This window comes from Nostoc sp. (genome assembly GCF_036917615.1).
Taxonomy (GTDB): domain Bacteria; phylum Cyanobacteriota; class Cyanobacteriia; order Cyanobacteriales; family Nostocaceae; genus Nostoc.
Genome location: NZ_JBALCZ010000092.1, coordinates 12,681 through 32,757 on the forward strand (window position 1 = coordinate 12,681; position 20,077 = coordinate 32,757).

Annotated in this window: 20 protein-coding genes and 1 pseudogene; 5 read left to right on the top strand and 16 right to left on the bottom strand. The window is 41.1% G+C overall.

The genetic code is table 11. The features are described 5' to 3' along the window. The 7 genes from V7K85_RS34320 to V7K85_RS34350 all read right to left on the bottom strand — a co-directional run bounded on the left by V7K85_RS34320 (position 1) and on the right by V7K85_RS34350 (position 5,696). Entirely contained in the window at positions 1-450 is a 450-nt protein-coding gene (locus V7K85_RS34320; protein ID WP_334820870.1) for a hypothetical protein, read from the bottom strand. Continuing rightward, positions 375-611, bottom strand: coding sequence for a mechanosensitive ion channel domain-containing protein (locus V7K85_RS34325; protein ID WP_334820871.1), 237 nt, complete (start codon positions 609-611; stop codon positions 375-377). The genes V7K85_RS34320 and V7K85_RS34325 overlap by 76 nt, the downstream gene beginning before the upstream one ends. After that, positions 568-1,134, bottom strand: a complete 567-nt coding sequence (locus V7K85_RS34330) for a hypothetical protein (protein WP_334820872.1) — start codon at positions 1,132-1,134, stop codon at positions 568-570. Before V7K85_RS34330 ends, V7K85_RS34325 begins: the two co-directional genes overlap by 44 nt. 269 nt (positions 1,135-1,403) lie before the next feature. After that, entirely contained in the window at positions 1,404-1,727 is a 324-nt protein-coding gene (locus tag V7K85_RS34335; RefSeq protein ID WP_334820873.1) for a YnfA family protein, read from the bottom strand. Then, positions 1,727-2,125 (bottom strand): P-II family nitrogen regulator, encoded by a 399-nt coding sequence (locus tag V7K85_RS34340; protein ID WP_334820874.1) that lies wholly within the window; start codon positions 2,123-2,125, stop codon positions 1,727-1,729. The genes V7K85_RS34335 and V7K85_RS34340 overlap by 1 nt, the downstream gene beginning before the upstream one ends. Before the next feature lie 130 nt (positions 2,126-2,255). Beyond that, a complete protein-coding gene (locus V7K85_RS34345; RefSeq protein ID WP_334820875.1) occupies positions 2,256-3,815 on the bottom strand; it encodes an APC family permease in 1,560 nt (519 codons plus the stop codon). Between the two features lie 1,137 nt (positions 3,816-4,952). After that, complete coding sequence (locus V7K85_RS34350; RefSeq protein ID WP_334820876.1) at positions 4,953-5,696, bottom strand: ferritin-like domain-containing protein; 744 nt, start codon at positions 5,694-5,696, stop codon at positions 4,953-4,955. Between the two features lie 172 nt (positions 5,697-5,868). On the opposite strand from V7K85_RS34350, the gene V7K85_RS34355 reads away from it, so the two are divergent. Next, complete coding sequence (locus tag V7K85_RS34355; RefSeq protein WP_334820877.1) at positions 5,869-6,441, top strand: thermonuclease family protein; 573 nt, start codon at positions 5,869-5,871, stop codon at positions 6,439-6,441. A gap of 104 nt (positions 6,442-6,545) precedes the next feature. Here V7K85_RS34355 and V7K85_RS34360 read toward each other — a convergent pair whose 3' ends face one another. Next, positions 6,546-7,427, bottom strand: a complete 882-nt coding sequence (locus V7K85_RS34360) for a carbohydrate ABC transporter permease (protein WP_334820878.1) — start codon at positions 7,425-7,427, stop codon at positions 6,546-6,548. Between the two features lie 38 nt (positions 7,428-7,465). On the opposite strand from V7K85_RS34360, the pseudogene V7K85_RS34365 reads away from it, so the two are divergent. Then, positions 7,466-7,546 (top strand): annotated as a pseudogene (locus tag V7K85_RS34365) (phosphoribosylglycinamide formyltransferase); the annotation flags it as partial. Positions 7,547-7,571: 25 nt separating this feature from the next. Here the strand turns inward: V7K85_RS34365 and V7K85_RS34370 are convergent. After that, complete coding sequence (locus V7K85_RS34370) at positions 7,572-8,282, bottom strand: hypothetical protein (RefSeq protein ID WP_334820879.1); 711 nt, start codon at positions 8,280-8,282, stop codon at positions 7,572-7,574. A 289-nt stretch (positions 8,283-8,571) separates the two neighbouring features. Then, positions 8,572-9,204 (bottom strand): hypothetical protein, encoded by a 633-nt coding sequence (locus V7K85_RS34375; protein WP_334820880.1) that lies wholly within the window; start codon positions 9,202-9,204, stop codon positions 8,572-8,574. A gap of 705 nt (positions 9,205-9,909) precedes the next feature. Between V7K85_RS34375 and purN the strand changes: the two genes are divergently transcribed. Beyond that, complete coding sequence (gene purN, locus V7K85_RS34380) at positions 9,910-10,572, top strand: phosphoribosylglycinamide formyltransferase (RefSeq protein WP_334820881.1); 663 nt, start codon at positions 9,910-9,912, stop codon at positions 10,570-10,572. Between the two features lie 25 nt (positions 10,573-10,597). On the opposite strand, the gene V7K85_RS34385 is transcribed toward purN, so the two are convergent. Both V7K85_RS34385 and V7K85_RS34390 read right to left on the bottom strand, forming a co-directional pair. After that, positions 10,598-11,461 carry an isocitrate lyase/PEP mutase family protein gene (locus tag V7K85_RS34385; RefSeq protein ID WP_334820882.1) on the bottom strand — a complete coding sequence of 288 codons (864 nt, stop codon included), beginning with the start codon at positions 11,459-11,461 and terminating at the stop codon, positions 10,598-10,600. A gap of 203 nt (positions 11,462-11,664) precedes the next feature. Further along, positions 11,665-14,241: a GAF domain-containing protein gene (locus tag V7K85_RS34390; protein ID WP_334820883.1), complete on the bottom strand. Its 2,577-nt coding sequence runs from the start codon at positions 14,239-14,241 to the stop codon at positions 11,665-11,667. A gap of 534 nt (positions 14,242-14,775) precedes the next feature. On the opposite strand from V7K85_RS34390, the gene V7K85_RS34395 reads away from it, so the two are divergent. Continuing rightward, positions 14,776-14,964, top strand: a complete 189-nt coding sequence (locus tag V7K85_RS34395; protein WP_334820884.1) for a hypothetical protein — start codon at positions 14,776-14,778, stop codon at positions 14,962-14,964. 407 nt (positions 14,965-15,371) lie between these two features. On the opposite strand, the gene V7K85_RS34400 is transcribed toward V7K85_RS34395, so the two are convergent. Both V7K85_RS34400 and V7K85_RS34405 read right to left on the bottom strand, forming a co-directional pair. Beyond that, positions 15,372-15,971, bottom strand: coding sequence for a CPBP family intramembrane glutamic endopeptidase (locus tag V7K85_RS34400; protein WP_334820885.1), 600 nt, complete (start codon positions 15,969-15,971; stop codon positions 15,372-15,374). Positions 15,972-16,104: 133 nt separating this feature from the next. Then, the gene (locus V7K85_RS34405) at positions 16,105-17,166 is read right to left on the bottom strand and encodes a DUF3326 domain-containing protein (protein WP_334820886.1); all 1,062 of its coding nucleotides are present in this window, start codon (positions 17,164-17,166) and stop codon (positions 16,105-16,107) included. Positions 17,167-17,327: 161 nt separating this feature from the next. Here V7K85_RS34405 and V7K85_RS34410 point away from each other — a divergent pair, with 161 nt between their 5' ends. Then, positions 17,328-18,947 carry a glycosyltransferase family 39 protein gene (locus tag V7K85_RS34410; RefSeq protein ID WP_334820887.1) on the top strand — a complete coding sequence of 540 codons (1,620 nt, stop codon included), beginning with the start codon at positions 17,328-17,330 and terminating at the stop codon, positions 18,945-18,947. 298 nt (positions 18,948-19,245) lie between these two features. Here the strand turns inward: V7K85_RS34410 and V7K85_RS34415 are convergent, their stop codons facing one another. Further along, a complete protein-coding gene (locus V7K85_RS34415) occupies positions 19,246-19,425 on the bottom strand; it encodes a hypothetical protein (RefSeq protein WP_334820888.1) in 180 nt (59 codons plus the stop codon). Positions 19,426-19,565: 140 nt separating this feature from the next. Continuing rightward, the gene (locus tag V7K85_RS34420; RefSeq protein WP_334820889.1) at positions 19,566-19,886 is read right to left on the bottom strand and encodes a 2Fe-2S iron-sulfur cluster-binding protein; all 321 of its coding nucleotides are present in this window, start codon (positions 19,884-19,886) and stop codon (positions 19,566-19,568) included. Positions 19,887-20,077: the final 191 nt, after the last annotated feature.

Consider the following 20,077-nt stretch of genomic DNA (forward strand, 5'->3'; position numbering starts at 1 on the left):
TTACTCAGGCTTGCTGGGTAGTACCGTTAGTTCAAAGTATAGGTACATCCATAACACTCCACAAGATTTAACTGCTCTATTTGATGGACTAAATTTTTTTGGCAGCTGTGCTGCGTACCAGATTCGCGTCATAAATCTATCAAGTATCTGCTCCACATCCTCAAAGTTTTCGATAAAGAATTCCACCTCATAGATAATTGCAGTCTCATCATAGGATGTGGTTTTGCTCTCTGGTTCGGGTTCGGCTAATATTCCTTGTGTAGCCAGAGCGCTACTTTGTAGTACCTGCTTGACGAGGTTAGGGGGGCTATCGTATGAGAAACCAATATTGATGCGTTGGTTATAAATGCGTTCTGGTTGGCTGTAATTATTGATTATTTGTTTTCCACTGAACTGATGGGAACGACAATCACCTGGCGCTGGAGAGTTAGCAGGCGAACAAATCGCCAATTAATATCAATTACCTGCCCTTCGATCACCTGGTCTTCGCTATTGCCAACGCGCAACCAATCACCGACCCTGAAGGGGCGTTGCAGAAGCAGCGCTTCTTCAAACAAAATCACATAATTAATTCTTTTTCCAGGAAGATTTTTTGAGCAAGTGTTGGGCACGATCAATCTCTCGTGCTGTTCCTTCAATGACTATCAAAAAGCTTCCTCTAGAAATTTGTCGACTATACTCTTTAGCTTGTTCTGAAGTGAGTCCTAAACCAATCAATCCCCCCGTTAATCCCCCAGCAGCCGTGCAAACCCCGCCACTCAAAAGTACAAATGCGATCGCACTAGATAGCATCAATTGGCCCACCCCAGGCAGAGCAATAAGTCCGGCTCCCAATACCAGCCCGGTTGCACCACCTACCAAGTTACCAAGAACCATTCCTTTCTTCAGTCCAGTTGCAGTGCCTGTAACGGTTCCAAATGAATCAGAGGGAAGTTCTGCTGAGGTAGAAGAATTCTGGCACAGATCGCTTGAATTTTCACCCAATAGAAACACCTGTGCAATTGGAAAACCTGAAACAACCAGTTGATCTAAGGCTTGTCCTGCTGCCTCACGGCTAGAAAACGTTCCAATTACTTGTCTGCGCCTGGTTAAGATGGTCTTGAACATTACCTGTACCTTAAAAGCTATATTCATTCTGTATCATATACTACTTTTCTAGCATATTCTGTAAAAATAAATCGAATAAGCTAATTGGTAAATTTTAATATAAAATTTGACAAAAAAATGATCGCCAACTGTATTTTGGCGATCGTAGTAAGATATGAGATTATACCTAGCAAATTACTTAGGCGAGTGCAACGAAGTTGGAACGTTCAAACGAAGCAATCTCCAAATCCTTACGATTGCTTGATTTGGTTGGCAATTCACTTGTGTTCAACTTGACATGATATCAAGTTTGATTTCTAGTGTCGAGGCGCGTACAAAATGACTAAAACGCCTAGAAGCGCTATCCATCCTCCCAACCAATCGTATTTATCAGGAGCAACCCGATCGATTATCCAACCCCATAGAATCGACAGTACAATGAAAACGCCACCATAGGCAGCATAGGCACGTCCAAAATTAAGAGGTTGTAGCGTTGGCAGGACACCATAAATCGCCAGAATAATCACCCCAAAAATGCCTAACCAAGGGCTTTTTCCTTCGCGCAGCCACAACCAGAATAAATAGCCTCCACCAATTTCACATAGTCCAGCCAGTACAAAAAGCAACAAAGATTGAATCATTACTCTTTAAGCGGATGACTTAGCGTTGCAGGTTCTTCAATGGTCAAAGCTGCTTCATTTTCTTCGCCTGTGCGAATTCTAACCGCTCTGCTAACTGGAATAACAAACAATTTGCCATCGCCGATAGTCCCAGTTTTAGCCGTTGCCACAATAGTATCGACAACCATATCCACCATATTATCGTTAACTACAAGTTCAATTCTAACTTTGGGTACAAAGTCGATCGTGAAAGGTTTGTTTTCCATATTTAACAGCCCCAGAAAGGCAAGCGGCTGCCCCTTTTGCCGTCCAAAGCCCTTCGCACCTGTAACGGTCATTCCCTGAATACCAAGTTTGACCAAAGCTTCCTTTACAGGATCTAATTTAGAGGGCTGAATCATGGCAAGAATTAAGTTCATAAGATTGCAATTGCCTAATGATTGAAGTTTGTTTGACAGCTAGGATTGACGCATGATTAACTTGGGAAAGCATTCTTATTAATTGTTTGAATGAATAAGAATGATCAAAAAGCGCTGTGGTTCAAGAACTTTACCGCCTGGAGTTGGCTTGATCGCGTAATGGATGACTGAAATTGGACGGCAAGAACAGCGGTTTGCCTTTGAGTAAGCTATCTCCAATCAGGTAAGCAAATCCAGCGACGAAGAAGGCGATCGCAATCCCGATTGCCGTTAGAGAATTCGTTTTTGCGTTACCAGTTCCGGTCAAACCATAATAGAAAATTCCGCAAACCATCAGCAGATTCATCACCAAGCCTAACAAGGGAATTACAATTGTCTTAATTCGATTGCGTTCGCCATCTAACAAGTGTTCTAAGGTTGCAATCAACGTGACTCCGCAAGTAAGTCCATAAAGCATAAACGTACCAATGTTAGAAACTAACGTGACGATCGTGACGTTATCTACATTCTGTACTGCGTAAGCACCAATCAAAGCCGATAGTCCAGTCAAAAAGTAAATCCCGATATAGGGTGTGTTGTAGCGACCGTGTAAGAAGCCAAAAACTATTGGCAACTCGCGATCTATTCCCATTGCATAACTGATTCGTACTCCCGTTGAAAGCGCTGAAAGCGCAGTTCCAAAGAGTGCCATCACTACCGTACTGGCGATAATAATCTGTAAAATAAATCCATTGCCAAACAGCAGCGTATTCCCCAAAATTTTTGTTATGTCTCCGATCGGCGCACCCGATGAGAATGCTGCTGTAAATCCTGTCACTGTTTTACCATCAACGGTTGCAGTATATTGAGAGCCAATAAAAAAGTTCGCCGCAAAATACTCAAAAAAGTAGCATAAACAAGCTTGGATAAATAACGATAAAATAACACCTTTAGGAATATCTCGTCGAGGATTAACCGCTTCTCCTGCCATTGCGGTTGCAGATTCAAATCCAACTACTAAAAGAATCGCGATAGTAGCTTGATAAATCAATCCAGACAAATCGTGAGGAACAACGACACTAAGCGCATTCGCATGTTCATAATTCACGTTGGAATGCCCTAATCGGTAAAGAATCATCAACAGCCCAAGAAACGTCAGAGAGCTAATCTGAACTATATTGATGATGATATTGATCATGGTAGAACCAGTAACGCCCATCAAAGCAATACCGCCAACAACCCCAGCAAAGATAATACAAATTAAGGCTTTACTGAACCAACCCGAAGCAAAATCAGGATTAAAGAGTTGCCCAATGTAAACGACGAGCGTTCCCATAAAGCTAATCATAATGCCAGGGTACACCCAGTAGTATAAGTGCGCTGCCCAGCCAGTCACAAACTTTGCCAAACGCGCTAAACGAAAGTGCTTATGCTCCTCTTTTGCTAAAATTGCCGCTTCTGCATAGTAGTAGGAACTGCCTGCACCTGCTTCAGGATAAGCCCTAGAGAGTACTGCATAACAACTTGCTGTCATCAGGGCAATACAAGTCGCAAGAGCGATCGCTGCCCACATATTCTTAGCAGAATCGGGAGGTGCTTGAAGTTGGTACGTTGTCCACAGAAAGGCACCCGGTGCAATCAGCGCCATTGCATTAATTGTAATTGCTACCAGTCCGAGGGTAGGTTTGAGTTCTTGATTTGAATTAGTCATGTTTTTCTATTAAATTTTTTAGCACAAGTATGAAGTACACTTGAGTCGTAAATGACCAAAATTATTCCGAATTCAGAATTCACCAATTCAAACTACAACAACAATTTATTGATGGATGACAATATACTATTTTTCCTGAGTTTTGAGTCTTCGCATCCATCCGTCGTGCGATATAGGGTAATTTATACTGCACTCTTCTACGTATGCATTTTTTCAAATTGATGTTACGCTTGTACCGCCTTTATTGGCTTACTCCTGGTTTATCCCGATCAGTGTACTATATATAACAATATAAACTCTTCAGAATAATCCGTAATTTCACTGAAATTTCAATAATTATTCAAAGTGTAAAGATTTAGATTGCGGAAAAAGGAATAAGGAAATGATACGCCATTAAAAACGATTTTGAACAGCGGTATCGGTGTGTTGACGATAGAGATGTCTACACTAAAAATGAGTTTCCAAAAATCAGAACCAGCAAGAGCTTCTGTAGATGATATTGCAAAAGTTTTCATATAGTTACCTAATTTGATACTTATACAGCGTTATCTTTCTTCTTAATAATTGGTAATTGTTTCGTCGTTATTCAAAAACGCAACACGCTGGTAGAGTTATTAGTTTTTATCACAATTGTTAATAGTTTTAAATTCGACTATGTTAACCCTCTCCATCACTTTCGCCAACTAAAAATCGAAGCTAACTTTTAAACCTCATATTAGGAAGAAAGTTGAAGCCTTGATTTTCTTACACAATGCTATTAATTATGATTTTTTGGTCAAAAGTCTTAATTTAATAAGACTTTTGACTTTATTTTTTGTTGGTAGGATAAAGAGGATAAAAGTACAATAAGGCTAAGTTACAATTTTTTAAATGGCTTTTGCACTGAATTTTTTACCAGTTTAGTAAAAGTTTCACGATTTTGAAAAATTAGGTAAACACTTACTAGTACAGGTTGGCGTAAATAAACAGATTATATTGGTGAAAAAATAAATCCTCAGGTTAAAAACTATTTGGGAATAGCGCGTCAAAGAAGTGGGGAATTAATTTAAAAAAGGCAAGAGGTAGACCTCCTGCCTTGAAAGCTAGATGTTAAATGTTCTCAATTTTTTAACATTAGATACTCAAGGATATCTATAATTACGTAGCTATCAATTCAGAATCGATTTCCGATGGCGCACTATCTTGGACTAGCGATCGCGTTTCACCATTGCGTTGGAGAATACCGCCAACCATTGCCAACACGGCATTTACCTTGCGGGTTCGCCACATATCTACGAGTTTTTGCACTTCAGTTGCAGACATCCGTCGCATCATCGCTTCGTAGAGATAAGCCGCGTGTCCAGTTTCATCTTCGGCAATATTTAGCATTCCTAACTTCAAGTTCCGAGCAGTTGGCTCGTTATCAGGTAATACTTTCGCCATTCGCGCAAAGTCTTTGCTAGCATCTAACTCCAGAATGTATGTGCTAGCCATAAACACATTCCAATCAATCACAGCAGGTTTGAGCTGTTCTTGAGGGTAGCCCTCAAAGAATGCTGCGAAAAAGGGACTACGCTGCTGTGATTTTTTTGTGGATGGAGTTTGGGGTTGACGCTTGAAATCTATAACTTGTTTATCCAACTGCTGTAAGGCGTGGGCAAAAATTTTACCATGCCTAGTTTCATCTGATGCATGTTTTGCTAGTTTTTCCGCTAGCCATGTATCGCCTTCAGCAGCTGCGCGATCGCTAAGTGCAGATAAAAACGGCACAGAGCCAGATTCGGCCAACTGAAACCCCGCAAGGATGTTGGGGCGGGTTTTCAAATCACGAATTTGAGCAGCAGAGTAATAGGCAAAAGCACCTGAACCAGCTAAATGCAGAATGTGAGTCAAGAAGTTCATCAGGAATTCCCGCTAACAATTGGAAGGTTACAATTCTTATACTAATCTGCATTTTCTATTCGGTTGCCGCCAAAGGGTCTTAGCTTTTGGGATTTTGAATTGCCTACAGTTAACAAATATATCTTTGCATTTTGCTAATATCATCCCACAGAGGTAATGCAGGTAAGTTTGAATGGATAAATTAACTAAACCAGTGGGATTTTGGCTTTGTGCAACTATCATGATTTTGGGTTTGATCGGCTGCGATCGCTTTGTCAGTACTTCTGGAGACGCGGTTGAGCGAGTGAGTGATGGCGATACTTTAGTAGTGAAAGATACCAATGGCAAAAATCTTACCGTGCGCTTTGCCTGTCTAGATGCGCCAGAAATAGCTCATACTAACAAAGAAAAGCAGAGTAAACGCACTAGCGATCGCAATCAATTTACTTGGGGTGTAAAAGCCCAACAACGAGTGCAACAACTGGTGCAACAAGGAGGCGATCGCGTGACATTGAATATCACTGATCGCGATCGTTATGGACGCCAAATTGCCGAAGTCCGGTTAAAAAATGGCACTTTTGTACAACAGGTATTGTTGCAAGAAGGGTTAGCAAAAGTGTATCGTCCCTATTTAAACAAGTGTCCTAGTAAAAACTTAGTTCAACAAGCCGAAGCTGAGGCGAAAGAACAACGGCTTGGCGTTTGGAGTGATACTAAATTTGTGAATCCTTGGGAATATCGCAGCTTATATAAGTATAAGAAGTAAAAACTTTAGCTATTTCTAATTGAATGCACTGCATTTTTTCGCATTGCAGAGAAAGCGAGATAATTTAGCAACTTCCAAAATCCCCCCTGCTTCCCCTACTCCCCCTACTCCTCTCCCCAAGTTTGCAGTTGCAAATACACTAGTACCAGCGTCACTGCTAGTAACACCGTCGCTGCTGCTGCTGCATAACCAAAATCAAACTGACCAAAAGCCTCTTGGTAAATATAGTAAACTAGCAAATTAGTCGAATTCAGTGGCCCCCCGCCCGTCATCACATAAACTTGCTCAAAACTCCGCAATGTAAAAATCGCGGTAGTGATGATTGCAAATATCACAGTCGGGCGCAATCCGGGCAGAGTAATATACCAAAATTGTTGCCAAGCATTTGCTCCATCCAAATCTGCTGCTTCATAACGACTGAGAGGAATTGCTTGCAACCCTGCTAAAAAAACTACCATATTGAAACCCAGTTGTTTCCAAATACTCATTGAAATAAGTACCGGCATTGCCCAAAATGTGTCTCCTAGCCAGGGTATGGCTGGAATGCCAAAAAAATTTAAAAGTCCGTTAACTGGCCCTGATGTTTGAAACAGCCAGCGAAATCCCAAACCTGCTGCCACAAGTGAGATAATTGAAGGTAGAAAATAGGCACTTCGCAGGATTCCCCGCAAGGGAATGGAGCGGTTTAATAGCACAGCCAACCCCAAAGAGATAACTAAACTGGGAATGATCGTGGCAACAGTAAAATAAAAGGTGTTACCCAGAACTTGCCAGAAGTCGGGGTTGAGTAGCAAGCGCCAATAGTTTTTTAAGCCTATCCAATAAGTACCTTTTAAAGTGAAACTACCAGCGGTGAAACTGAGATAAAACAAATAGGCGATCGGCCAAATGATAAAAACGCCCAGCAAAATTAGTGCTGGTGTGAGAAAAATCCAGGCAGCTACTGTATCATTATCCAACCACGACTTAGTATATATTTTTGGCATCTATAATTTTTCCTCTTAGCTTAATAATTATGTAAACCGCAGTATCAGTACTGCCGGATGATACAGCAGAAATACTCCACGCCAGAATTCAAATTCAAGAACATCGGATTTTACCATAGGCGATCGCTTGGGTAAGTTCTTAGGCTAGAAACGGTTCCTGCTACCGCTCCAATCGCCTGAGTCGCAGTTTCCCCGGAACTTTTCAATCCCATCTATGGCGATCCTGCCGCTGCGCCGGTCAATATTGACACGCGGTTTATTTAGCCCGTTCATCCGGTATTTTCCCGTAATTCGATCGGGTTCGACCTGAAGGTCGTCGAGTTTCCACCATCCATTGTCACCGCGCGAATTGATCGGGGCGATAAGCTTTCCGGTCAGATGGATTTTTCCTTCTGTGCCACGGATTTCAACTTGAACATCGGAATCGAAGTCGTCAGTCGTTGACTCTATGCGATTACGTGATTCGTAGCGATGGCGGCGTTCGTTCCATTCATATTCATAGCCGTTTGTGAGACCCGGTTTGCGACCTTCACCATAGCAGATCAACGTCAGACTTTGGCGCGACGATCTGCCATTGTGATTGTCAGATGTGTCTTGTTCCCGCAGGTAGCTATCGATCGCTGTCTGGGCTTTACGGACTTCTGTTGAATTACAGGATCGGCCCCGTTGAAGGATCTCTCCCTGAGGCTTAAAAAGGACAGTGCAGCCACTTCCTGATTTCATGCCAGTCACAGTCAGATTACCGTTGTCTAAAGTATCAATCACTGCTTGAGCATTAACAGAATGAGTCACTGTAAGAGTCAATAAACCCAAAATAGTAGGGGCTACTATTCGCAAGGTTTTTATTGGTTGCATTAAGTTTATATGGTGTCGGTTAACAGATTGATGTTATCGAAAGAGAAAACCTTACATCATATGGTTTTCAGTTGTTGAAGCGATCGCTAATCCGTGCCTTGTGAAGGATGCTCAAAAAATTATAACTCCTTGATCTGAGTTGATTTGAGATTTTAGCAGTTTCTGATCGGACGCCATTAATCTGTTAAGACGACAAACAATCTGTTAACCGATACCTGGCTTAAGAAGTAGGTAATATCTACTCCTTAAGTCACTGCCCTCTAAATTGGATTGTTTGTCCAGATAGCAACTACTTCTGACAATCCCTTGCCCCACCCGTGTAAACGATCGATTGGTAGCGTCCTTGCTCTGTTAGGATGGACACACAGTAGTTGGTTCTGCCTTCTAGCCAGAAGCTGTAGACAGAATTTTCCGAAGGAGAACTCTTGACGAATCGATAGCCCCGTTGTTTCACTGTGTTTTCTGCCTGTCCTGCCCTTGCCCCCACTAAATCACCCAACCGAGAGACGGTAGTACCCGCATCAGGCTGACGCCTAGCAGCAGCCCTACGATTTCTGTTACCTGAGTTTTGTCTAGAGGTAGCTGTATCCCAATAGACAAAAATTGACTCAGTGGCGAGGCGATAAATCTGTCCCTTGTCACCCAGTCCAGCTTCTCGATAGGCAGCATCACCATTTTGATCGCGATAATTGCCGGGTTGATTACCCGAAGGGCGCAGGTCATAGCTACTACCATTTTCCAGTTGAATGCTAACCCCACCCTGCCGTTGGGAAAAGGTACACCGACCAGAGGATGTGGCGCGGTCTTCTCCTTTTGGGAACACATCGCAACGGGCATTCACGGTATCGGCTTTGACGGATACGCTAAAACTCAAGGAAGCGATCGCCAGTGCTACCGCTAAAAACGAATTTGAAGATTTCATCACCACAAAGCTCCTAAGTTATGACAACGAAGATGACATTTTGTATCATCCCCTACATGTACGTTTGCTAGTTGATATTTGTTATTGGACTTTGGACAAAAAAGAATGAGTTCGCGGATGATTTACGCAAACAAAATACAGGTATAAAAAAAAGATAAATTTATTCATCTAGCAGTAATATCAACGACTAAGTGTCTGTGGGTAAATACTGATGGCTATGCCTCAATTAAATCCAATTAATTAATAGCGCTTTTTCCTTGATTTTAGACAAAAACTTTACAAATGTTTTGAATCATGTAGCGATGCCTGTATGGATTTGTTGGATGCAATAGCTGGGAATACGAGAGCCGATTCCATTGCAGAGTTATCTTTAAGCCCTTTGTTTGCTAGAAGCTATAACTCCATTATAAAGCAATCAAAGAATCATTTAATATAGGTATTCGGGAGACAAACGAAGAACAAAAAGCAGAAAAACCAAACAACTTAATTAGGGTTGTGTCTGAGTTAATTGACCAACCACAACAACGCACTTTTCACTTATTCGCGCTTGATACAACACCATATCCACGCCCGTCTTAGTCGCAGATAGCGCCTATAGTAAGCGTTTATTTTTATGTGAGAAAAATCTAGGCAGCTACTGTATCATTATCCAACCACGACTTAGTATATATTTTTGACATCTATAATTTTCCCTCTTAGCTGTTTATGACCTTCCGCCCTGATTCTACCCTTAGCTTGGTTTCTCCCAACATTAGCGATGATTGCCAACAAGTCGCCCCTTTAAAACTGGGAATTATGGCTTCTGGGAATGGCAGCAATTTTGATGTAGTTGCCCAAGCTATCCAAGATGGACAGCTAAATGCCCAAATTCAAGTTTTAATTTACAATAACCCCTCAGCGAAAGCAGCCGTTAGAGCAGCCAATAGAGGTGTAGAAGCTGTTTTATTGAATCACCGCAACTATCAAAGCCGAGAAGAATTTGATGAGAAAATTGTGCAGACATTGCGGCACTACGATGTGGAATGGGTGATTTTGGCAGGTTGGATGCGATTGGTAACATCAGTTTTCATTGATGCCTTTCCTGAGAGGATTATTAATATCCATCCTAGTTTGTTACCTAGTTTCAAGGGAATCCATGCCGTAGAACAAGCCTTGGCATCTGGGGTAAAAATCACTGGTTGTACAGTGCATATAGCTTGTTTAGAAATGGATAGTGGCCCAATATTAATGCAAGCCGCAGTACCAGTATTGCCGGATGATACAGCAGAAACACTCCACGCCCGGATTCAAATTCAGGAACATCGGATTTTGCCATTAGCGATCGCTCTGGCAGCCTCTTTGTCAAAAGGTACACTAAGCCTAACGTAAATTTTCAATTGACAAGGAACAACAGTTATGATTTAAACTTCTGTTCTATTTGCAGATATTGAGGAACGCCGACGAGTTCTTGAAAATCTTGAAAGCTAACCAAATCAGGTAATTCAGTGGTGGTTCCTTGTTCTTTTAAATGAAGAAAACAAGCAGTCATTACCTTTGTGACAGCTAGTAGGGCAGTCAGAGGGAAAAACACAATTTTGAAGCCCAACTGTTGTAACTTTGCCACAGAAACTTCCGGAGTTTTACCACCTTCAACGATATTAGCTACTAGTGGCACATCCGGGAAAGCTGCGGCGATCGCTTTTAATTCTTCAATAGACTGGGGAGCCTCTACAAATAGTATATCTGCACCAGCGGCAATGTAAGCCCGACCACGAGCGATCGCTGACTCTAAACCTAGTGACGCACGGACATCAGTGCGAGCAATGATTACTAAACCGCTATCACCCCGCGCCTCCACAGCTGCCCTGATTTTACCAACGTGTTCCGCCTGGGAAATAACTCGTTTGCCCTCAAAGTGTCCACATTTTTTCGGCCATTCTTGGTCTTCTAGTAGTACACCAGCCACCCCCAACTGGACAGCATCCTTAATCGTGCGGACAACATTTAAAGCGTTGCCATAACCAGTATCTAAATCTGCAATTAGGGGAATATTCACCGACTGAGCAATTCGTCCCACACTATAGAGCATTTCGGTAGCGGTGACAAAACCGTAGTCTGGTAAACCCAGTGTGGAAGCGGCAATCCCAAAGCCACTTGTAACCACTACTTCAAAACCTGTCTGTTCAACTAGCTTGGCTCCCAGACAATCGTAAACACCTGGGATGACGATAATTTCAGGACGTGCAAGTAACTGTCGCAGTTTTTGAGAAGAAGACATAAAAAATTCAAAATTCAAAATTCAAAGTATATGTGGGAACTCTAATTTGAAGAAAGTTACTGGAGAATAATTTCCATCTCTTCAACTAAAATTAGCGCAACACTGGCACAAAAAGATAGAGATGCACTGTTGCAAGCGATCGCAACCTTGTTCGTTGAGCATCGCTAATAACGGCGGTACTTTTGCTACTCCTGACAAAGCTATTAACCATTAGCTTCAGCAGCTTCATACGCTTGTAGGAGCCTAGCATGATCGAGAGTAAATCCTACTTGCATCGCTATCTGGGCAAATAAATCAATCTCAGGCTGTTGCCAATCACGGGGTTCAGAACACTGATGTGCAATTAACAAGCCAAATAACTGCTCATCTTTGATAATGGGTGCTACTAAATTTGCTTTCACAGCAAAAGATTCGAGCAGGCTAATGTGACAATCAGCCAAATCGGACTCATAAATGTTGTTGATTGCGACAACGCGACCAGACTGGTACTTTTCTACATAGCCTTGAGTGAAACAAGGGTCGTAAATTTTAGACCGCAAAACTTTGGGATAACCTGGAACCACTGATTCGGCAATTATAATTCCCAACCAATTAGCGTAAAAGCTATAAACCAGCACTCGGTCAACACTCAGTGCTTTGCGAACCTCTTCTACGGTGGTTTTGATCACATCCTCTTGGTTGAGCGATTGGCGAATGCTGCGGGTAATATCCACCAGTAACTGACTTCGCATACTTTCAGCTTCGATTCGTTGCAGCAGCCTGGCATGGTCGAGAGCAAATCCCACTTGTATAGCTATCTGGGCAAATAAATCAATCTCAGGTTGTTGCCAATCACGGGGTCTGGAGCATTGATGTGCAATTAATAAGCCAAATAGCTGTTCATCTTTAAGAATGGGGGCTACTAAATTTGCTTTCACAGCAAAGGATTCAAGTAAGCTAATATGACAATCAGCCAAACCAACTTCATAAATGTTGTTTATTGCCAGAACGCGACCAGATCGATACTGTTCTACATAACCTTCAGCAAAACATGGATCTTCGATTTCAGCTCGCAAAACTTTTGGATAGGTGAGAACAACTGATTCGGCAATCACAGTTCCAGACCAATTAGCATCAAAGCTATAAACCAGTACTCGGTCAGTACCCAGTACTTTGCGAACCTCTTCTACAGTAGTTTTGATCACATTCTCTTCGTTGAGCGATTGGCGAATGCTGCCGATAGTATCCGCCAACAACTGACTTTGCACACCTTCAGCATTGACTCGTTGCAGGAGTCTGGCATGGTCGAGAGCAAATCCTACTTGCATGGCTATCTGGGTAAATAAATCAATCTCAGGCTTTTGCCAATTACGGGGTCTGGAGCATTGATGTGCAATTAATAAGCCAAATAGCTGTTCATCTTTGAGAATAGGGGCTACTAAATTTGCTTTCACAGCAAAGGATTCGAGCAGGTTAATATGACAATCATTCAAATCGGCTTCATAAATGTTGTTTGTGGCTTGAACACGACCAGACTGATACTTTTCTACATAGCCTTGAGTGAAACATGGGTCTTGGATTTCAGCTCGCAAAACTTTGGGATAACCTGGAACCACTGATTCAGCAATCACAGTTCCAGACCAATTCGCGTCAAAACTATAAACTAGTATTCGGTCAGTACTCAGTACTTTGCGAACCTCCTCCACAGTGGTTTTGATCACATCCTCTTCGTTGAGCGATTGGCGAATGCTGCGGGTAATTTCGATAAATACCTCAGCTTTATCTGCCTTCGTATCTACCTGTTCTAGAAGCTTGGCGTAATCAAGAGCAAATCCCACTTGCATGGCTATCTGAGCGAACAAATCAATCTCAGACTGCTGCCAATAGCGAAGTCTAGAACACTGATGTGCAATCAATAAACCGAATAGCTGCTTGCCTTTGAGAATAGGTGCTACTAAATTAGATTTGACACCAAATTGTTCCAGCAACTCGATATCACCATCATTGAGATCGGCTTGATAGATATCATCAATAGCACGGATGCGACCATTATGGTATTTTTCAATATACCCTGCCTCAAACCAAGGGTTAGAGATTGTAACCCCTAACATTTTCGGTAAACCAACTGCTACTGATTCAGCAATAAAGCTTCCATTAGTATTGGAGTTGAAGCAAAAGATGGTTACACGATCAATGTTTAAAGCTTTACGAATTTCCTCTGATGTAGTTTTGAGAACATCCTCTTCATTGAATGATTCTCGAACCCAGCGGGTAATTTTCATCAAGAGTTGGGAGTAATCAGCTTCGGCTTCTTTCTGCTGTCCCAAAACTGAAAGCAGCTCTGTGAATAAGTTGATGTTTCTCTCTAACATCGCTAATTCATCTTCGCTAGCGATGAAAGTTTTAGTAAAGTCACTGTCTGGACGTAGCTTATTTTTGATAATATTAGAAGTTACGGCAGCCTTGCTGACTCGACTAATAGCTCGATTAGCCATAAAAGTTGCGATCGCACCTGCCAAAATTGCTGTTCCCCCCATACCAGCTAACAAGAGTGACAGTTGTCCCTGTAGAGCAAGTTCAGTTTCTGTTGAACTTTTCGCACTCTCTTGTCTGACTTGCGGAATTTGTTTGGTAATTAAATTAATGCCGTAGTAGTAAGTAGCTGTTCCAATTGCAACCACAGGAAGGACACTGATGCCTAGTGCCCAAACTATTGCTTTAGTCTTTAAACTCCATTTTTGTTGCCACAGCTTTTGTTGGCGATTTCGTCTTGCTTGGGTTTGAGAAAAAGACTGACTCATAAATGAAACCTGGATTGCTGCAATTCAGAATCAAGTAAATAAGCTCACCACCAAATTCTACATAAAACTTACTGAATAATTAACCTCTGCTGTAATAAAAGGGAGAGCAACGCAAAAACAAGTATTTTAAGTTTTTAAAACACAAAGACTTACTTTTCCTCTTCCCTCGTAAGGAGGAGATTAGGTGTTATATATATTCATGGACTGTAGTCTACTTAACTAAAAATCTCTGTAACTGCGTAAGCGTAGCCCTCACTTCGACCCTTCTCTACGAGAGGCTGCGCCTTAAGCGTTCGCGCAGCGTGTCGCAGACAAGCTATGCCGCAGACTTTACCACAAGCTCAGGGCATCGCAAGCTCAGTGACCCCCGCAGGCATTGCACAAACATGCTTTATAAAAGATTCATCATATATAAATAAAATTGAAATTATATTAAATACAATTTAAGTAATCTTTATTAATGTTGAAGCTGTAGTTACAAACGCTCATGATGTTATAAGTAGACTTGAAGCTGTAGTTAATACAACTTAAGTTGTGGTTATAGATGCTGAAGCTGTGGTTAATACAACTTGTTCTGTATTTATCAATACTGAAGCTGTGGTTAATACAACTTGTTCTGCATTTATTAATGCTGAAGCTATAGTTAACACAACTTCTTCTGTGGTTATAAATGCTCAAGCTGTAAGATATAGCCTTTCTCAGTTGAGTTCAATACAGACTTAATCTCTAGCCCCAACGCTATAAGGGTTGGAGATTAAGCCTCAAAGCCTCTGACACCACGTGCAACAAGAGTGGCTCGCCGCCCAACGCAGTGGCTCCTCCTTTTAGGCTACGGTATACACACAAGTCTTTGGTGAGGCCATTTAATATTTATCGCGCAGCCCCTGAGATACCTCAAGAAAGATTTTGCTATGCAAAAGCTGTTCCTTTCCGAACTCACAAAGAGGGATGTCCGATAGGACAGGGTGAGGTTTTTCTTTTCCAGGACTTACGCAAAATGATGATAAAACGAACCGCAAAGGACGCAAAGGACACAAAGGACACAAAGGAATAAGAGTTTCAGAGAGTTCTGCGTAAGTCCTGTTTTTTTTTGTTTTGAGTAATTGGATGACTTGTGTTTACACGGTTACCTATTTATTTTTTAATTGCCGCAATTGCCACATTTTCCAGAAATAGCTAGAAATCCAATTGGTAATAATGTGAGCGACAATCGGCACTAATAAGTTGCCCGTGAGCAGCGCACTATATGCCAATATCATCCCGACAATTGTTGCCCAAATCACATAAGGCCATTGTTGGGAACCGCTAAGATGCAAGATGCCAAAGCAAAGACTGGATAAAATTACAGCCATAATATTAGAGCCTAAAGCTGGCAGCATCACACCTCTAAATACTAATTCTTCACTCAACCCCGGTAGTAACCCTAGCCAAATTAAGTCTGGTAAAGCTAAAGGTTTCAGTACTACTTCTAGGTAATAATCTGCACTTTTACGATAGGCAGTCCAAAGGCGATAAGTTAAGCTACTTAACGCGGTGATGACGAACCCCAACCCTACACCTAACAGCAATTCTCTTTGGTTCAAGTTCAAATAAAATAGGGAAAAGTTGCCAAAGTGCAACGAAACTTTGGCGACTATCAATAAAATGATTGCAGTCGCTCCCATCGCCCCAAGTATTTGGATGCGCGTCAGGTATGGAATTTCTGGCTCTTGTTTGTGTTGTTCAACCACGGGTTTTTAAGGGGAGTGGGGAGTGGGGGGAGCAGGGGCAGAGGAGGCAGGGCAGGCAGGGCAGGTAGGGGAGCAGGGGGAGAAATAACTTATAACTCCAAACTCCTAACTCCAAACTCCTAACTCTTAACTCCTAAATTACTGACTGCAAAGGTAATAAATTGGGACGGAGAGCAAAGGGATTGATGCCTGCTTTGTGTGCTGCTAATACACCCACTGCTTCTAAATATGAGTTTACCTGTATAGTTTTGATCCCCAAGGGTTGGGGAGGAACTTTGATCAGAGTTTTATTTTCTTCTACTGTAATTATTTGGCATCGTCTTTGACTTAAACTCAGTAAAGCACTGCTACCACAAGCAGTTGCAGGTACGATCGCAGCATCCACTTGATCTGCCCAAATATCTTCTTGCTCCAATGCAATCAGTCTTTTCTCTATTATAAATTGTGGGGCATGACTTAATCCTACAAGGACGCACGGCAAAAAGGTATAGCCCAATTCTTCAGCGGCGGAACGGGGAGATAAATCAGGTTGTGGAGGTTCGCTCAAAAGGGCAGGAGAATGGGCGCAAGGAATTTGAAAGGTTCGCACTAGCAAATGGCTAATTACGGCTTCTGCACCCGCTAAAGGATCGACGCCTTCACCGTGGCGATATTTCTGTACTGCTTCTGAGTCCATATCATCGGGGAAACGGGCAACAACTGCGATCGCTTCTGCCCCCGCTTTTTTAATTAATATCTCAGCTGCCCGTAACAAGCTATCTGGGTTGCCAATTGTTCCCCAACTAGCTCCCGATGCTGTAGCCCGTAATTCTACTTTTAATGGTGCATCAGTAATTACATAATCTGTTAAAGTCAATCCCAGAGTTGCTCTGGCTGCATCTGCGGCTTGTATATGTCGTAGTCGCAACTCTGGCTCAATAGCTTGGTCTAAAAGCAAACCTACTTTGTTGCTGCGGACTGGACGTAAACCCCAGCATCCAGAGGCGAATTTGTCAAGTCCATAACCTTCAACATAAAAAGCGTTTGGGAGATTCCAATACAAACTTGCGCCATTAAGGACATTGGGGTGAGTAATTAGGCGATCGCAAACCTGCGCTATAACTTTGGCAACAGGTAAAGCATCTCCTGCATAACCCCCAATAGCAGCCCCAACGCCAGTTGGTACAATTAAGATAGCGGTGTATGGACGTTGCATATTGAGTCCTAAGTTATGAGTTATGAATTAGACGTTTTACAAAGAAGTTTTGTGATCCAATATTTTGATTGACCTAATATCCATGTTTACCTTTTGTCTCCAAAGTCCAATAAACTGATAAACTAAAAATCATTATTGATGATAATTGATATTTTGCTTATATGCCTGACTCATCTAAAACAATTCAAAAAGCAGATGATGATTTATTCTTTAATAGTTTCAAGCTACTAACTATCGTTTTGATAGTCATAGGGATATTGTTGAGATTCATTAATCTTGATGGAAAAATATCTTGGGCAGATGAAACATTTACTTATTTAAGAATTTATGGTAGTACAAAATCAGATTTAATGCAGGAAGTAGTTAATAGTCAAATATTAACTGCTGGAACATTATTAGAAAAATATCAAAGTCCTGTTGTTGGAAAAACTATCATTGATATTGTTAAAGGTTTAGCGCTAGAAGATCCGAAACATCCACCCCTATATTTTGTGATGACAAACTTGTGGGTGCAATGCTTTGGAACTACAGTCGCAGCCACAAGAAGTTTTTCTGCCTTTATAAGTTTATTAGTTTTTCCTGCTCTCTATTGGCTATGTCAGGAATTGTTTAAATCAAAAATCGTCGGTTTAGTAGCAATTGCAATTATAACTGTATCACCATTTCATTTTGTGTATGCCCAGGAAGCAAGAATGTATAGTTTGTATACACTAAATATTTTACTATCTAGTGCTGCATTGCTCAGAGCAATGAGGTTGAATACAAAAGCAAGTTGGAGTATTTATTCTGTCAGTTTATTATTGGGATTATACACACATTTATTGTTTAGTTTGGTAGCGATTGGGCAAGGTATTTATGTAGCTGTCAATCAAGGAGTCAGAGCCAGGAAAATATTGACTGCTTATCTGAGCGCATTATTAGCTGGAATCTTAGCTTTTCTTCCTTGGTTATTTTTAATTAATACTCAATCAAACAAAGTTCAAGAAACAATAGAATGGTCGAAGCGGATTGTGCCGCTAAATGATTTAGTAGATGCATGGCAGGTTAATCGGGCGCGGATTTTTTTTGATATAACACCGGAGTATAGTTACCCAGAGCAGTTAAAAAATAATCTCTGGTTTTTAATCATTAGACTCTTAGTAATTTTATTTATTTATGCAGTTTATTTTCTATGTCGTAGAACGCCCAAGTCAACTTGGTCTTTTATTTTAATATTAATTTCATTGACAGCATTAGCTCAAGCCATACCCGATGTAATTTTTGGTGGGGTTCGTTCCGTCATTGGGAGATACTCGATTCCTGTTTATTTAGGATGCCATTTAGCTATGGCTTATTTATTAGCTCAAAAAACTATCTTATCTCCAGATATGACAATGCGTAAGCATTTATGGAGACTATTACTCCTTGGCTTAATTTCTCTACAAATAATATCATGTGTGATTATTTTTCCGAAAAGTACTTGGTGGAATAAAGGTTATAGTGCCGATAATATCCCTATGGTAAATATTATTAAGCAATCTCAAAATCCTTTAGTTATTTGTTTAAAATGTGGGAATGATTGGGGTTGGGGAAATGTATTATCTATAAGTTATCTTCTAGAACCACAAACAAAATTTCAATTATTTCATGAAACAGATATTAAACAAATTACTAATACTTTTACTGATGTATTTTTCCTGAATGCTTCTGAAAAATTACAAGATACCTTGAAAAAAGAACACGACTGGAACATAGCTTTAGTTTTCAAGCACAAGCAATCTCTATGGAAGTTAAAAAAATAAATTCTCTAAGAGGATGTTTGAAAAGTTCTCTTCTCGGTATCAAAAGTTTTAGATGTTTCTAAATCCACGCCACGTGCTAAAGAGGGGGAACGCTAAGAGCGAAAAAGTCGGCAGAGCGCAAGGGCGCAGTGGCTCCCCTTTAAAAGGGGGACTTTGATCCGGTTCCCCCCTTAAAAAGTGGGCTAAGAATGGCTCTATTTCCCCCTTCTTAAGGGGGATAATGGAGGATCTTTAAGGACTGTGGAGCTTAACCGAACCGTATTGCTATATAAATTCAGAAGCCATCAACTCCCAACTCCTAACTCTTAGGTGTAGTTACCACAGCTTCAACTGTAGCTTTTTGTTGGTCAATGTCCACAGAAGTAATTGCCCAACGAAGGGGTTCCCCCTGTTTGTTCAACTCTGTTTCAATTGCTTTTAGTAATTCTGCGGGAGTTTCTTGTAAATTAATTTCTGCGGTAATAAAATGAGTCGTCATCTTGGTAAATCCTGTTGATTTGTAGTTTCTAGAATAGCTGATATCGGTTGCTCTGAAATACTTGTATTATTTATCAGTTTTGCTCATGATAAGTAAACAGCTATCAATAATCAACACGGATACTGATAACTGTTTACTGATTATTGCTCTTTACCAAATTGCAATTGATAAACTACATCTTCTTTTTCCGTCTGAACTTGCAAATCAGAAAGGGGTTTGGCAACACAAAGCAATACGTAACCTTGTTTTTGTAAATCAGGACTAACGCCCATGCCATCAGTTTGATCGACAGTTCCCTGGCTTATTTGACCGGCGCAAGTTGTGCAAACGCCTGCATGACAGGAACTCGGCAAATCTAAACCAGCAGCATCGGCAACTGATAAAATGGTTTTATCTTCAGGAACTTGCAAGGTATGAATTTCGCCTTGATGATGAATTTCTACTGTGTAATTTTTGGGCATATTCAATCATGAGCGGGACGCAATGAGAACTCTGGAAATTTAGGCTTACTGAACTTCTGAAGTTCAGTGGACAAATAAATTATTTTATCTGATCAATAGACACAGTACCAAGTTAACAAAAATGAAAAGAGAATTATTTTCAAAGAGCTTTATCTGGAAAAATAGCTATACAGTAAGAATTATAAATCCTT